Origin of the sequence: uncultured Methanobrevibacter sp. (genome assembly GCF_937906425.1) — an archaeon.
Taxonomy (GTDB): Archaea; Methanobacteriota; Methanobacteria; order Methanobacteriales; family Methanobacteriaceae; genus Methanobrevibacter.
The window spans coordinates 1-16,825 of sequence record NZ_CALCYR010000004.1 but is presented as its reverse complement, the minus strand read 5'-3'; the positions used below and the strand labels follow the sequence as shown (position 1 = coordinate 16,825).

The following is a 16,825-nucleotide window of genomic DNA, read 5'->3' as shown; positions in this document are numbered from 1 at the left end:
AAAATTAGTTTAAAATTAGTTTAAAATTAGTTTAAAATTAGTTTAAAATTAGTAAATTTATTTTTTTAAAAATAAAAAAATAATGAATAAATTAAAAGTTAAAAACTTTTTAATTATTCATTTAAAATTCTTTTTTAATTATTTCACTGTTAATTTAGTGGTTTTTACAGTAGTTCCATATAAAGCACTACTTGCAAATGAACTTTTTACTGTGTATTTTCCTTTCTTAAGAGAAATCTTAATTAAGGCTTGGCCTTTGGAATTGGTAGTTCTTGTATAGGTTTTAGAACCTATTTTAACAATTACCTTTTTGTTTTTAATGATCTTTCCATTAGCGTCCTTAAATACAACAGCAAATGTTTTTCCTTTCTTAACACTTGTAGCAGCAGTTATTTTAGGAGATACAACCTTTACAGTTACTGTTTTACTTACAGACTTGTATCCTGCAGCGCTAAAGCTTATCTTGGTAGAATATGATCCAACCTTATTGTTGATTGTCAGGCTAGCCATTCCCTTTGCATCTGTTGTTTTAGTATAAGTTTTTCCTGAAATTGTAAAGCTTATCTTTTCACCTGCAAGAACATTGCCATTATTGTCCTTTAATGTAATTGACAATTGGGTATTGTTTTTGAAGTATTTTACAAGATTTTTAGCTACAATCTGACTCGGAATTGCTAAAACTTCTGCATTTACAGTGCTTTCGCCTTCATAATTCTTATCATCAAGCTTTATTTGAACAGTGTAGTTTCCAGGTAATTCATCCACATCAAGTGCAGCATTGCCTTCATCGTCAGTGCTTGCAGTGTAGTCAACTGCATTTACTGTGTAAACAATAGCCATATTGGAAAGGGGATTGTTTTCGCTGTCCTTGATGCTAATGCTTATTTTACCCTCATCATTGTAGTACTTTTGGATACTTTCTCCACTGATTATTGCTTTTGCCGGAACTATTTCAATGTTCAATGCCTTTTCATCGCTTTCATAATCAATGTCGCTTGACTTGACGCTTACAGCGTATTTGCCTGCATCCAAGTCCAGTTCAAATGTGGCAATACCATTATTGTCACTTGTTTCTGTGTATGTTTTGCCATTGATTGTAAGGCTGATTTGCCTATTGCCAAGTGCATTATTGCTTTTATCTTTTAGGCTTGCTTCAATTACGGAGTTTTTATAAGTGTTGCTTATAATTTCCGCATCAATTGCAGCTTTTGACTTTTCTATTGTAATTTTTCCTGCACTTTTTGCAATAATGTTTGAATTTGATGAACTGAGCTGATATGTGTATTCTCCAGCATCGAAATCAATATCCAAATCGGCTTCACCATTGCTGTCAGTTGTTAAGCTGTAAATTCTGCCGTTTGAGAAACTGATTAGAACTTTCTGATTAGTATAAACCTTGTCTGTTATGGCTTGGCTTAATTTTACAGTTAACTGGGTATTTTTGTATTGGTTTCCAATTTGGCTTGCCACCAATTTAGCTGTTGCCTTGTTGAGGGTCAATGAGTTGTTGTTTGATCCTTGATATTCATTATTTATAATCTCGGATTCAATAATGTAATCCCCTGCTGACAGGTCAACAGACAATCTGGCGATTCCTTCAGAATCTGTACTTATATAGTTGTTTGCAAGCAGGTATCCGTTTTGGTAGATATTGAAACGAATGTTGACACCGCTAACCCTATTGTATTCATCGTCCATAACTGTTAAGTTATAGGAATCAAGGTCCTTATAGGTTGAGATTATGTCTGAACCTTCAAAGTTTGCAGTGATTTTTTCCACCTTCAAACTTGCCAAATTATCTGATTGGAGATAATTGCCGTTTTCAGAGTAGATTGCATTGATTTCAAAGTCTCCCACCTTGCTGTGGATATAATCAACATATGCAACTCCATCCACAACATCTCCGGTACCGATTTTCATTCCGTTGACATAGAAGCTTACAGAACCTTCGTTGACGATTTTTCCTTCACTGTCAACATTTGCTGTAATTGTAGTGCTTCTGTTTAAAACTGCATTGTTGTTTATTGCAGTCACCTTGGTGCTTGCCTTTGAGATTGCAATGGAACCAACAAGGTCACCTTCGTAATATGGATTGACGAGGCTTACTTTCACTGTATAGTTTCCTGCATTGAAATTGCTGTCGAGGAAAACTCTTCCTTCCTCATTTGTAAAGTTATAGAATGTTCCAATCAATACATTGTTTGAATTGTATACCTTGAAACAGACTTCAACATCATCCAATGCTTCCATATCCTCGTCAACGATTAATACATTGAATAAATCGCCGGAATTGTATGCTGTCTTAAGAGCACTTGCATCCAATTGAGCGCTTACACGTTTAAATAGAGTTATATTGCTTGTGTTTCTATTCATGTTGTATAAGCTGCTGTTAAGGATAAGGCTATTTGTGATATTTGCCTGTTTTGTGTTAACCTGAAGGAATAATCTTAAAACATATTTGCTGTCAGTGTCCATTTCATCAATGGTCCATATTTTAGAGTTAACATCAAAAGTTCCACCAGTGCTTACATAGGATACTATTTTAACATTTTCATCCAATTGGGAATAGAGATTTGCAGAACTTAAATCACCCTTGTTTGTAAGGCTAACCATCAATTCAACTTGATCTCCATTGGAATAATAGCTTACATTTGTATTTGCAATCATTTCAATGTTTGATGCATAGGCAGTGTATGCCTTAAGACAAACGTTTGCTTTTGAATAACCGCTTACGGTAGTAAGGTCTTCCCAAGATCTGCCGTTTGAACTTACAAAGGATTGTCCTGCCTTTGCAGAGGCATTTCCTGTAAATGAGCTGTGGTAATTTTCAATAGCTATTGGATAATCACAGTTTGGAGTTGTCAATTTGATTGCAACCCTGAATTGCTCTCCCCTATAGATGTTTACCATTTGGTCTAATTCGACGGTATGGTATCCGGCACCTTTTACAGAACCGGATTGACTATATTTCAGGTAATTGTTGACATAGATGTTTGCAGTGTAAGTTGAAGTTCCGTAGGAATAGAATCCGACAGCCTTCAATGGGTTGTCACTTGTTGCAGTGAAGTCATTTGCAAACCATGCGGTCTCGTTTTTGTATCCTACAGCATCAAAGGTGTTACCATAAACGTCATAGTAATAGTTTTGCTTGTAGTATGTGGTTTCAACCGCATTTGTAAATGCCATAGCGCTGAAGTATTCGTTAGAACCTCTTCCGGCAAATACCATATCATAATAGGAAATATAGTAGTATCCTCCGTCTCCTTCACTTTCGCCCCAACTGTTCTTTATGATGAAAGCGCCGTCGCCTGCAGGCTGGTACTTGAAGTTGCTTGCAGAATAGGTGTCGTCCCATCCTACAATTGCAATAGCATGGTTTCCATAAGGATAGGTACCATAGTAATAGTAGCTGTCTCCCTTCTCATAACTTGTATCCCAGTAAATTCCAGTGTATAATGCACCATAGTTCATCAATGCCCATTTGATTTGGTCATTGTCTGTTGGACTTGTACGTTTTGGAACAAGCAATACGTCCTGGACGTATTTGACTCTGGTTAAGTTATAAGGGGATCTGGTTGAGGAAGGCTCGTATGGGTCATCGGTTTCATTGATTGCACCGTCCCAACGGGTAAAGTATGCAAGAATCATGACTTCATTGCCTCCGTCGTTAGGGCCGAAATCAGTACCGTTTACACTGTAGGAACCCATAATGTTTTTCATGTTGTTTTCTGAAAAGTCGTATTCCACACCTTCAGATTTAAGCAGGAAGGATTCCAGTGCTGCAGTACTTGCAAAGGTCCAACAGGATCCAGAGGAACCCTGATTTTTAACGGGAGTGACCCATCCATAGTCCCTAATGTCGTAAGTGATAGGAAGTGAACCGATTTCATCTATTTCAAAAGCGTTATTGACAATGTTGATATATGTCTTACCATAGAGTTTTCCAGGATCGGTTATGTTATCATCATCTTCGGTTTCGTTGATTTCAGGTGTGATATAGCCTGTTCCGGATTCGTTGGTATCGTTATCATCATCATCGCCAATGTCTGTTTCATTATCTCCATAGACATTTGTATTGTCTGCTATTTCCAAATCAGGATAAGCGATTCCAGTGCTAATTTCTGAACTCTCACTTATTCCAATGGCGCTGGAATCATCTATGGAAAGATTTGAATTGGACAAATCAGCATCACTTGCGGATACCATTCCAATACTTAATATTAGAATGCTTAATGTTAAAAGGAGTATCATATGATTTTTTATATTAAGTTTAATATAATCATCCTCCCTTTTATAAAAAATAAGTAAAGATAATCGATTTTTCAATCTAATTTAATCATAATTAGGTTTTTAATTTAGATTTTTTTATCTAATTTAATCCTAATTTAAACCTAATTTAGGATTTTTTAATTAGATTTTTTAATCATTTAACGATTTGATCATTAATCTAATCTATAATGAATTATCTTTCATTTTGCCCATATATATTTAAAAAATTTCAATTTTTCTTTAAAAATAATCGATGTTTTTTAAAAAGATTATTGAAATTTTCTTAAAACTTGTTTTTGCTAGATTTTAGAAATTTTTATCAGTTTCTGGCTTTTTATACCATTTTATTGATTATTTCTATAAATCGTTATGAATAATAGCATATTTTTCTTATTTTTTATAAACTTTTTTGATAAAAATTCATTCGTCTTGAATTGGTTTATCATTATAATTTTTATAAAAATTATTATTTAAATTTTTTTAATAAAATATATTGTATTATGCTATTTTTTTAGTTTAAACTAAATAAAAATCATTATTTTAAAAAATTAACCTAATTATTATCTAATATATGATTTATATAAATTATAAAGATTTATAAGATTTAAAAAATATAAATATCATTAATCTTAATTAATTTTTAGATAATATTATAATTCATATCGTTTTATTTCAGATTGTAATTTAATAAGTAAAATGAAAATGCTTGCAGATTTTTATTTTTTTAAAAAAGGATAGAATTTTTATGCATATCGTTTAAAAGAAATAAATTTTTAGCAGTTTTTCGAATTAATTTAAGATTATTAGGTAATTTTTTAAAACGATTTAAGAAATTATTCTTATCGTTAAACAATGATTTAGAGGTTTTTTATCTGGAAAATAAGATTTTTACTTAATTAATTATTGGTTTAAGGAATTTAACTTATTTTATCCTTAAAATAGTTACTTGACTGATTTAAGTATTTTTTTAAGAAATTGGGGTCTTTTCTTAAATGCACTTAAATAAACCAATATTTTAATTTAAATATTATTTATATTACAAGTTTAAATTTTTAATTAAATCATAGCAATTTGAAAATTTTTAATTAGATTATAGGTTAATTTGAAAATTTTTAATTAGATCATAGTAACTTGAAAATTTTAAATTAAATCCTAGTAATTTGAAAAAATTTTCAAAACTAATTTAATTCATGATTTAAACTTCAGGATAAACAACGAGGGGATTGTTTTTTGATTGATATAATCTCTAAATATTTTATGGAGAATTAATTATGTTAAAAACAGTTTTTAATAAGAAAATAATGGTTATTTTATTTATTTTAATCATGTTTTTAGCAATTCCTAATGTATTTGCAGAGGATTCGGCTGCATTGGACGATCTTTATTCAGGGCAGGCCGTTTCTGATTTGAATCTTCAAGCAGATGATGGAGATACTCTTTTAGATTCTAATGCAAATGTAGGAGTTGTAGAAAATTCACAATCAAATGACTTTGATTCTAATCTGGGCAATTATGCAATTGCTGATGATGAAAGTTTAGCTTCTGATGGAAGTCTAGCTATTGATGATGAAAGTTTAGCTTCTGATGGAAGTCAGGTTATTGCTGATGAAAGTTTAGCTGCTGATGGAAGTCTGGCTATTGCTGATGAAAGTTTAGCTATTGCTGGTGATGATGAACTTGTCAAAACTAAGGAACTTTGTTCTGACGGAACCGGCAATACCTATTATGTAAATGGTGAGAAAGGTAATGATGCTGCTGCAACAGGAACATTCAGAAATCCTTTCAAAACAATTGCAGCCGCCTTAAACAAGTCTGTTGATGGAGATACAATTTTCATCATGAACGGGGTTTATGAATTGAATAACCTTAAGGTGCAAAAAAACATTACATTTATCGGTGAAAGCCAGGAAAACGCTATTCTTTCAGGTAATAAGGTCAACAGGATCATGGAATTAAATGCTACTGATGTCACTTTAAATAATCTGACCTTTGTTGATGGACATGCAGACAAGACAGGTGCCTACAATGGAGGAGCTATCCAATCCTCAGTTGGAGGTTATCTAAACATCTATAACTGTACCTTCCTTAACAACTATGGAGATACCCATGGTGGAGCAATCAACATTATGCCAATGACTTCCACAGTTCCGGAAAAGCTTGTGGATGTTCATGTGAATGTTATAGATTCTACATTCATTCATAATGTGGCATATCACAGATATGGCGGAGCTTTCCACATTTATGATGCATATACCTATGTAAATGTTTATTTCAATGCAAAATCCTGTATTTTCATAAACAATACAGACATGAACTATGACGGATATCGTTATGAGACAACTTTAAGTATTTTATCTTCCAATTCAACCTATTTGAATGTTTCAGATTGTGTATTTGCATCAGATTCATCTTATCTTGTCTCTGACCGTGATGATGGCTTAAGAAATTATATCCATTACACCCAATCAACAAGCAGGGGAGTGGGTACAGCTTATGCAGATGGAAACTGGTGGGGTGACAATTCAAATCCAAATGACTTTAACCGTACCAATTTCAATATTACAAACTGGATTGTCATGGATGCTGCAGTTGCAAAGGCAAAGGTTGTAGCAACCTTGGCTACCTTGGAGGACATTGAAGGAAACTTCTATGAATATGATTCATCTGCACTTCCAACTAGAATGGCAATCTACTCACCAAGCAACTTATTTGCAGAAGAGGAAGTTGAAGTAATTGGAGGTGTAGCTTCAAATGACTTTATTGGAGAGCCTCCTCAAGATGTTTCAGTGACAATAGATTTCCAGACATTGACAGTTCCGGTCAATGACATTACAGGATTCTACTGGTATATAGATGATGCAGGTTATGAAACCTTAAGTGAAGCCGTTGAAGCTGCACAGGATGGAGATACAATTAAGGGTGTTCCTAACATTTACACCTCAGACCTTATCACTGAGGACATAATTATTGACAAGGACTTGACAATTACAAAAATGGATGGTTATGCAGGAGATTACATCCTCTTAAAGTCAGTCAATTCAAGAGTTTTCAATGTGGCAGCTGATGTCAACCTTAACTTAAGCAATTTAATATTTGAAAATGGTGGAGCGCTTGATGGCGGATTGATCTATGTCAATTCAGGTGCAAGCTTAACTGTAAGCGATTCAATCTTTAGAAAGGCTGAAAATGGATTGAATGGTGGAGCAATCTATAGTGAAGGTGAAGTTTCAATTGAAAACACCAAGTTTACAAACATAAAGGCGGCATCTGATGGCGGTGCAATATATGCAGCAGCTGACTTGTCAATAGTTAATTCCACTTTTGAGGATATTGAATCAAGTAGGGGCGGAGCAATTTATGCAAGTGGCGAAAGCCTTCTCATTGATCATTCAAGTTTTGAAAATTCCAAGGCAGCTATTGCAGGTGCAATTTATTCAGATGCAGACTATAACCTGATTGAATATTCAAAATTTGTCGATAATTTTGCAGATGAAAACTATGACATTATCTATGCTGAAAACAGTTTTTATGCAGATTATAATATTTTTGTCGAAAACCCTGTAAATGAAGTTGTTGATGTATATGTAAATGATGAAACTGACTACTTTGTATCATATAACTATTGGGGAACAAATAATAAGCCTGATTCAAGCAAGACAAATCTTGATTCTGATGCTTGGGTAATATTGAAATTAGACATTGATGCAAATCTTGATTTGATATCAGTCAACACCTATCACAATATAAGCATTGACTTTAATTTGGCATATGATGGTGAGGAAGAATTTGAAATCATTGATATTGATGATGAGTTTTCAGGAATGCCAAGCTTCAGTTTCAACATAAAGTCTGTAAACGGTACACTTAACCAAAGCAAGCTTGACTTTGATGGAACATCATCAGCAACAATAAGATATACCACTCCAAGCCAATTAGGTTCAGACATGATTTACATCAGTTCCTATGGAGACCAAAATCTCAGCTTCAATGTAAGGACTCCTGTCATCTACTACTGGTACATTGATGATATCGGTTATGAAACATTACAGGATGCTGTTGATGCAGCAGATGATGGTGATATAATTGAAGGTGTAAGATTTACACATATTTATGACACAGCTGTTGAGATAGACAAAAACTTAACAATAAAATCAAGAGACTCTCAAGCAAGGGCAAGCTTTGATGGAAGAAGCTTCAATGACTCTGCATTATTGCACATTGCACCTGACGTAAGCCTTCAATTGATTGACTTAAGCTATGTAGGATTCTCAGGGGAAGATCTTATTGGAGTAATCCATAATGAGGGTGACTTGACAATCACAAACAATGTATTTAATAGAAATACCGCTTCTGCAATAAGCAATGATGGCGAACTTAAGATAATATCCTCCACATTCACATATAATCAAGCTTCAAACGGTATAATCTACAATGATGGTGAGATGATAATTGTTGATTCAAGCTTTACAAATAACTCTGCAACAAATGGTGGAGCAATCTATAATGATGGAAAATTGATTGTTGACAATTCAATCTTTATTGACAATAAGGCAGAAAAGAATGGTGGAGCAATCCTATCCACTAATGAATCAGACATTGACAATTCATTGTTTTTAAGCAATGCAGCATCCATTGGCGGAGCGATTTACTCTTCTGAAGATGACAGCCTTTCAGTTGACTATTCAATATTTGACGGAAACGATGGTGCAAAAGGCATTGTCATTGCAGGAGTAAACATGGCACTTGACCATAACTACTGGGGTTCAATGGATTATGAAAACCTTATCTATAACCTCTCCTCTGGAGATAGCATAGAGCCTTATACTGACTTTAGATATGTTATTACAGGACCTGAAGAAGTGGGAATCGGTGAAAGTGTTGAATTTAGCATTGAACTTTACTCAATCGATGGTGATGTCAGTCAATTGGCTGATTATAATGTGACATTAAGCACAAAACTCAATAATACTGTAGATATTGCTGTTTTAAACATTAATCAGGGAAAAACCACATTGAATTATATTGCATCCTCTGACATTGGTGAGGATTACATCCTTTTAAGCGATCTTTCAGGTGCTGTCGGACTCTTTAACTTTAATGTAACTACATTGGACACTTGCTTTGAGCTTGAAAACATTTCAGCATATTATGGAAACGGAAGTCTCTTTGTAATTTACCTGAAGGACTCCAAGGGCAATGCCTTAACTTATCAGGATGTTGTTCTTAGCCTTGGGGAAGAGCAATATGGAACTAAGACAGATAATTTAGGCAGGGTTCAAATCAACCTTAACAATTATGATATAGGTACATATGAAGGAAACATCAGCTTTGAAGGAAATGAAAAGTATTTGGCATGCTTTGCAGAATTCAGCTTTGAAATCCTGCTTATTCCAACAGAGATTCAAGCTGATGATATGAATGTTTTCTATGATGATGGCAGCAAATTGGAAATCACATTGCTTGATGTATTGGGAGACTCCATATTCGATAAGGAATTGGCCATTGTCATTTTGGATAATGAATCAAATCCTATGGCAAACATTACTAACCTTACCAACAGTTTAGGAAAAATAATCATTCCATTGGAATTCAATCCGGGAAATTACACTGTTGATATAAGCTTTGCCGGATATGAATTCTATGATGGAAGCAATAAATCCATAAATATTAATGTGGACAAGATGCCTACAGAAATCAGTGCAAACAATTTAATAATCTATTATTCCGATGCTGATGATCTTCTAATAAGTCTATTGGACAATAATGGAAATCCGATTCCTGATGCTGAAGTAAAGATTAAGATATTTGATTTATTAGCTGAAGTGATTGCAGAAGAGGATTTAATCACAAATATAAGCGGTGGAATCTCAAAGACCATTTCATACGATATTGGAGAATATGGTGCAAACATTACATATCTTGGAGATGATTTCTACTGTTCATCCTCAAGCTCCTCACAAATCAGCGTTGTAAAAATGCCAACTGCACTTAGTGTAAATACAATTATTGCACGTGCATATGAGGAAAACGATTTAACAGGATTCCTAAAGGACATTAATGGAATGGAATTGTCTGACAAGGACTTAATCATTGAGATTATAAACAATGGAGATGGGTCCATTATTGATTCATATAATCTAAGCACATCTGATGATGGCAAATTTACACAGACAATTGTCCTTGCTGAAGGAACCTATACTGTTAAATTCACATTCCAAGGTAATGAGAAGTATGAAAATACAAGCATTGACCTTGTATTGAATGTATTGCCTTCTAACAGTGCACATATTGATGCAGATGATGTATTGATGAGCTATAATGACGGTTCAATTATTGCATACCTTAAAAACCCTGCCGGTGATCCAATCATCGGTGAGCTATTAAGCTTTGAAATTGATGGAAAGATTATTCAAAACCTTACAGATTTCGATGGAAAGGCTGTAGCTGCAGTTGATGCTCCTGTTGGTGAATACACTGTAAGCATTCGTTTCGATGGAAATGATGAATATGATGCATGCGTTAAGACAATCGAACTCAAAGTATTGGATGAGGATAGTGATGTGGTAAATCATACAGGCAATGACGCTTTGGATATTCAACAGGCAATAGACAATGCAAATCCTGGAGACATTATCTATTTAGGCGACTATAACTATACAAATGTCTCAAACATCAACATTACAAAAAACATTACAATTGACGGTAATGGAGCAAGCATAGCAAGCGCTGGTGACGGCAATCCTATATTCAATATTCTTCCTGTATCAAGCGGTGTTGAAGAACTTGAAGTGACCGGTGTGGAATTTATTGTAAATGATGGAGATACCTTGTTTAAGGCCACTGCAGAAAATGGAACAAGTCCTTTAACTATTGACACTCCTGCAATCAACATTAATGGAATTCTTCTTATTCCTGCAGATGATGAGACTGTTGCAAGTTCAATTACAGTATTGGAGCTTGATTCTGAAAGGGGAGTTCTTTCACCTAGTCGTGAAATCAAGGTTTTAAACAATACTTTCATTTCCGGAGTGGATCCATTCAAATTCATTGTAAATGCTGTATTGGACGGCTCTGATGTTGATGTTCCTGTTGGAGGTGGCATAATTGACAAATTGACCACTGAAATCATTTGTCAAAACATGACTACCAATGCAATCAATACTGTTCTTGACGGCAGAAATGGTGAATACTTCAATTTCAAGCTTGTTGACTCCAATGGCAATGCTTTGGCAAACAAGCCAATAGTTGTAGGTTTCAACGGTCATGTCTACAATTACACAACCGATGAGAATGGCAGTGCAAAAACACAAATAAACCTTGGTGTAAAGGGCGGATACACATTTGCTGTAAGCTTCTTGGGAGATGAAAGTTATAATGCAAGCTTTGCTGTAGCTAAAATCACAGTAAACCCAGAGCCTGTAAAGCTTACAACAGCCAAGAAGACCTATAAGGCTAGTGCAAAGACAAAAACACTAACAGCTACCTTCAAGACCTCAAGAGGAACTGCAATCAAGGGCAAAAAGATTACTTTCACAGTAAACAAAAAGACATACACCGCAAGTACAAATGCAAAGGGTGTTGCCACTGTTAAGGTAAGTCTTTCCAAGAAAGGAACATACTCTTTCACTGCAAAATTCGCAGGAGACGAAAGATATGCTGCAGTAAGTGTTAAAAGCACTGTTAAAATCAGTTAAATAAAAGTTTGAATAAAAGAATAGTATTTCCACTATTCTTTTTTTTATTTTTTTTAGTCAAATCTTATTTTTTTTAAAATTGAGGACGACCCACAAATTGATTTTTTTTAATTTTTCATTTATTGGATCTTTTTTTGATTTTTTAAAAAAAGGTTTCTTTCTAATTTTTTTATGTGTTTTGTTTAGCTTTTTGGATTATTTTCATATTGTGTGCTATTGCCAGGAGCTTAAATTCTGTTTCTGTTCGTTTTAAACCTGTTGTATTGAACTCATTTATTCTCATATTTCTTTTAATGTTTCCAAATGGCCATTCAACAGTTTTTGACCGGATTTTGTATATTTCTTGTGCTTCTTCTGTTTCCATTTTTCGTTGCATTTCTATCTTTGCAGGGTTTCCATAATCCGTAATTGTTCGGTTACGGTATTTTCCACAGCAATTTATTCTTTCTGGGCAGTATTTGCAGTTGTTTGTCCAGTAAACTGTTTTTAATCCGTTTTTGTATATTCCTTTTTGATTTAATATTTGTCCTTGTGGACAAATATATCCGTCTTTTTCCAAATCGAAGATGAAATAATCCTTAGAAAATGGATTATTATTTGTATTGTATTTCTTTGCTTTTCTTGATAATTTTCTGCTTGCTATGTATCCATCAAGGTTTTTATTTTTTAGATATTCGGTATTTTCGTCTGTTGAGTATCCGTTGTCTGCAAAAATTTGTGTTTCATGTTTCAAATGTCCATATTTGGATTCTATGTCTTCTATTCGTGGTATTAGTTCATAATGGTCTGTGGGATTGTTGGATAATCCTGCTGATATTATTATTCCGCTGTGGGAATCCACAGCGATTTGCGGATTGTAATTGAACCTCATTCGTCCATCTTTTCCAGGCATCCAATGTGCTTCTGGATCGTTCCAACTCAGTGATTTTTGCCCGGTTTTTTCAAATTCATCCAAATATAGTTGTGATTTGTCTATAAATTTTTGTGCATATTCCTTATCTTCCAAACCTTTTTTTAATATTTTTAAACTTTGTGCATTCAGTTTTTCATGGTTTTTGGAGTCTTTGGTTTCTTCTTTGATTTCTTTCATGATTTTTTCAAAAGATTCTTTATCTGTTACTTTGTTAGAAGGTATAATATCTCCATTTTCTCCAAATAAATTATTTTCTTCGTTATCTTTTTCCAAACTCTTTTGAAATTCTTTTTTTAGGATTTTTATGACATCTTCTGTAACGATTTTATTAACGGATGCTTTGGCTTTTATTTTAGTTCCATCAATTGAAATTTGCTGCAATCTAACTAAATCTTCTTTTTCTGCGATTTTAACAACAGTTTCCAATGCTTCGTCTATCAATTCAGGATAATCTTTTTTAAATCTGTTTATTGTTCTAAAATTTGGTTTTTCCATGCCTGCTAAGTACATATAGCTTAAATCTGTCTGTACGCGGCGTCCAACTTCTCTTCCACTTAATCCCCCATCAATAGCCCCTTTTAACACAATTCCAAGTAAAATTTCACGATCATAAGCTTTTTGGCCAGGAGTTTTGAAAAATTTTGAATTATATTTTTCGAAATCGATTTGTTCCAGAACGTTTTCGACCAAAAAACAGAAATCATTTTCTGGAATTAGTTCTACTAATCTGAGAGGAACTAAAATTTCTTGTCTTTTTGTATTTACTTTTAAAACCATGAATAACACAAACCAATATTTTTAAATCCTTATATATAGTTTGTTTGTTCTTATATTTAAATTTAAAGGCAAATAAAAAGAAAAAAAGAAAAAATAGTAAAAAATTGTTGGTCGTCCTCAAATTATAAAAAAATAACCTTTAAAAGAAAAAAAAGAAAAAAATTATAAAAAAATAACCTTAAAAAGTAAAAAAACATAATAATTTAACAAAAAAGAATAAAACAAAAATAGAAAAAGATTTACTCCTCTTCTATAGGATAAAATTCAGTGTATGTAGAATTTCTTTCAATAGGATTTCTATCTAAATCCTTAACAATTCTACTTAAGTCTTTTATACTTGTGTCAACACCATCTGGAGCTCCAGAAGCTGCAGACAATTCATCTCCACCTAATGTTCCACCTAAATCATTTGCACCGGCCAATAGTGAAACCTGTGAAAATCTAAATCCCATCTTTACCCAGGATACTTGAATATTAGGAATAATGTCATGGAACATGAGCCTGCTTACTGCATAAAGCTTTAAATCCTGTGTACCTGTAGCTCCAAGGTTTCTTTGTCCTTCAAGGAAAATAGGAGAATACTCATGCATGAAGGTCATTGGAATGAATTCATTGAATCCTCCTGTATCAAGCTGAATCTGTCTGAGAATGTCAAGATGTTCAACCCTTTCCTCAAGGGTTTCAACATGACCGTACATCATGGTTGCAGAACCTGTAATGCCTTCCCTTTGAGCAGTTTTTACCACATCTATCCATTCCTGTGTGCTAACTTTTTTAGGACAGATAATTCCTCTTGTACGATCTGTCAAGATTTCAGCTGCAGTTCCAGGCAATGTATCAAGACCTGCCTTTTTCAATACTCTGAAGGCCTCATCAACAGGCATTTCACTCTTTAATGCAGCATCCCTAATCATGGTAGGTGAAAATCCATGAATCTCTACATCAGGATAGTGAGATTTCAATAATCTTAAAAGATGCTCATAATAGTCAACATCTGCATCCTCCAAGACTCCGCCCATCAAGGTAAATTCACGTGCTCCAGTGTCTACAGCCCCTTGAGCCTTTGCGATTATTTCCTCATCACTAAGCAAATAGGCTTCAGGATCATCTGCATCCTTTCCAAAAGCACAGAATCCGCATCTTACATGACAGATATTTGTGAAGTTGATGTTACAATTGTTAATGAATGTAACATTGTCCCCAACAATTTCCTTACGCACTGCATCTGCAGTAGCCAAAAGCGGATAGATTTCAGAACCCTTTAGGTTCATTAAGTAATTCCCATCTTCAACTGAGATAGGCTCATCAAGAGCCCCATCTAAAATTTTCCTAGTCTTTGATGCCACATTTTCTTCAAACATAGTTTTTTCCTACTGTTTTTTCTATATAATAAATCCTTTATAATTTAACTTTTTAAATTATAAAAATAGTTTGTACTTTCTAATAAAAATACTTATCCTTATTTTACCTAATATTATGCTTATTTTTTAAAAAATAAAATAATATTTTTTCTTAATTTTTAATTAAAGATTAAAGATTAAGTTATGTACAAAAATATACATTTTAAATAAATTTATTAAATTTGAAAAATGGGACTTCATACTTAAGGGCAAATCATGAAAAAAATAAAAGAAAAATAATCCATAAATTTAAAAGACTAAAAAATCAATGAATAAATTATAATAAGATAAAACATGAAAAACCAGAAAAAAACAATAAAACAAATAAAATAAAAATAAAAATAAAAAAACCAGAAAAAACCAGAAAAAAACAATGAACAAATTATTAATAATATAAATAATAAAAACTTAAACAATGAATAATAAAAACCGTGGCTTACTGATAGGAAGGATGCAACCTGTACACAATGGACATATTCAAATTATTGAAAAAACACTTGAGGAAGTGGATGAACTTATAATTGGAATTGGAAGCGCTCAATTAAGCCATGAGCTTAAAGATCCATTTACTGCAGGTGAGAGACTAATGATGATGAGCAAATCACTTGCTGAAACCGACATAAATCCAAACAAGGTTTATATAATCCCTATTGAGGACATTAACAGAAATGCCCTATGGATTGCACAGGTGAAAATGATTACACCTCCATTCACAAAGGTCTATAGTGGAAATCCACTTGTTCAAAGACTTTTCCAGGAAGAAGGCTATGAGGTTTATGCACCTCCATTATTTGACAGAACACATCTTTCAGGAACTGAAATCAGAAGAAGAATCCTAAATGACGGGGATTGGAAATCCTTTGTTCCAAAAGCAACAGCTGATGTAATTGAAAAGATAGATGGAGTTAATAGAATCAAACATCTTCATGTAAAGGAATTAAGTGAAAAATAAATATTAACAATAACAATAGATTTCAAAAAAAGACTCAAAAGAAAAATAATTAATAAATAATTATTTTTCTATTTTTTTAAAATAAATTTATAACAATAGTTATATTTATTAATTGGATAATTAAAATATATAAAGCAAATAGAATAAAAATAGTTTTAACTATTTATTATTAAAAATGAAAATATATGGGATTTGACAAAATGACAGTAAAAATCATTAAAAAGGATGATGAGTACATAAGTGTAGGTAATTTGATTGATGAAATTAAAAAGGCTCAAAGAGTGGATGAAGCTGGAGCCATTTACAGTTTTGAAGGAATTGTAAGAGGGGAAGAGGAAGATTTAACTGTGGACAAATTGGTTTTAAGCTTAGCTGATGAAGAAAAGGCACTTGAAGAAATCAATGCAATCATCGAAACAGCTAAGGTAAAACATGGCGTTTTTGAAATAAGTGTTGTCCATTATATTGGAGAGTTCTATACTGGAGACTCCTTATTTTTAGTGGTAGTTCTTGGACCGCACAGAGGAGAAACATTGGAAGCTCTTACTGAAGTGGTTGAAAGAGTTAAACATGAAATTGACTTTAAAAAAGAGGAAATCTCCAATAAAGGAACAAAAGTAATAATGGCAGGAGGATAATCCTGTTTTATTATTTTTAAATCTTTTTTCTTTTTTAAAACACAAGAAAAATAAATAAATAAATAAAAATTAGATTAATTTATAAAATAAAAAAAAGAGAGAATTTTAAATTAGAAAATTAATAAAAAAAACTAAAAAAAAAGAATTTTAAATTAGAAAATTGATAAAAAAAACTAAAAAAA

The 16,825-nt window shown here is 33.0% G+C and carries 6 protein-coding genes; 3 read left to right on the top strand and 3 right to left on the bottom strand.

The genetic code is table 11. The features are described 5' to 3' along the window. Nucleotides 1-138 precede the first annotated feature (138 nt). Nucleotides 139-4,251: a lectin like domain-containing protein gene (locus Q0138_RS00090; protein ID WP_297979201.1), complete on the bottom strand. Its 4,113-nt coding sequence runs from the start codon at nucleotides 4,249-4,251 to the stop codon at nucleotides 139-141. 1,289 nt (nucleotides 4,252-5,540) lie between these two features. On the opposite strand from Q0138_RS00090, the gene Q0138_RS00085 reads away from it, so the two are divergent. Then, the gene (locus Q0138_RS00085; protein WP_297979198.1) at nucleotides 5,541-11,963 is read left to right on the top strand and encodes an Ig-like domain-containing protein; all 6,423 of its coding nucleotides are present in this window, start codon (nucleotides 5,541-5,543) and stop codon (nucleotides 11,961-11,963) included. Between the two features lie 169 nt (nucleotides 11,964-12,132). On the opposite strand, the gene Q0138_RS00080 is transcribed toward Q0138_RS00085, so the two are convergent. Both Q0138_RS00080 and cofH read right to left on the bottom strand, forming a co-directional pair. Continuing rightward, nucleotides 12,133-13,653 (bottom strand): IS1182 family transposase, encoded by a 1,521-nt coding sequence (locus Q0138_RS00080; RefSeq protein ID WP_297979195.1) that lies wholly within the window; start codon nucleotides 13,651-13,653, stop codon nucleotides 12,133-12,135. 239 nt (nucleotides 13,654-13,892) lie between these two features. Continuing rightward, nucleotides 13,893-15,014, bottom strand: a complete 1,122-nt coding sequence (gene cofH, locus Q0138_RS00075) for a 5-amino-6-(D-ribitylamino)uracil--L-tyrosine 4-hydroxyphenyl transferase CofH (protein WP_297979191.1) — start codon at nucleotides 15,012-15,014, stop codon at nucleotides 13,893-13,895. A 454-nt stretch (nucleotides 15,015-15,468) separates the two neighbouring features. On the opposite strand from cofH, the gene Q0138_RS00070 reads away from it, so the two are divergent. After that, nucleotides 15,469-16,005 (top strand): nicotinamide-nucleotide adenylyltransferase, encoded by a 537-nt coding sequence (locus tag Q0138_RS00070; RefSeq protein ID WP_297979188.1) that lies wholly within the window; start codon nucleotides 15,469-15,471, stop codon nucleotides 16,003-16,005. Nucleotides 16,006-16,205: 200 nt separating this feature from the next. After that, nucleotides 16,206-16,643 carry a molybdenum cofactor biosynthesis protein MoaE gene (locus Q0138_RS00065; RefSeq protein ID WP_297979184.1) on the top strand — a complete coding sequence of 146 codons (438 nt, stop codon included), beginning with the start codon at nucleotides 16,206-16,208 and terminating at the stop codon, nucleotides 16,641-16,643. Nucleotides 16,644-16,825 lie beyond the last annotated feature (182 nt).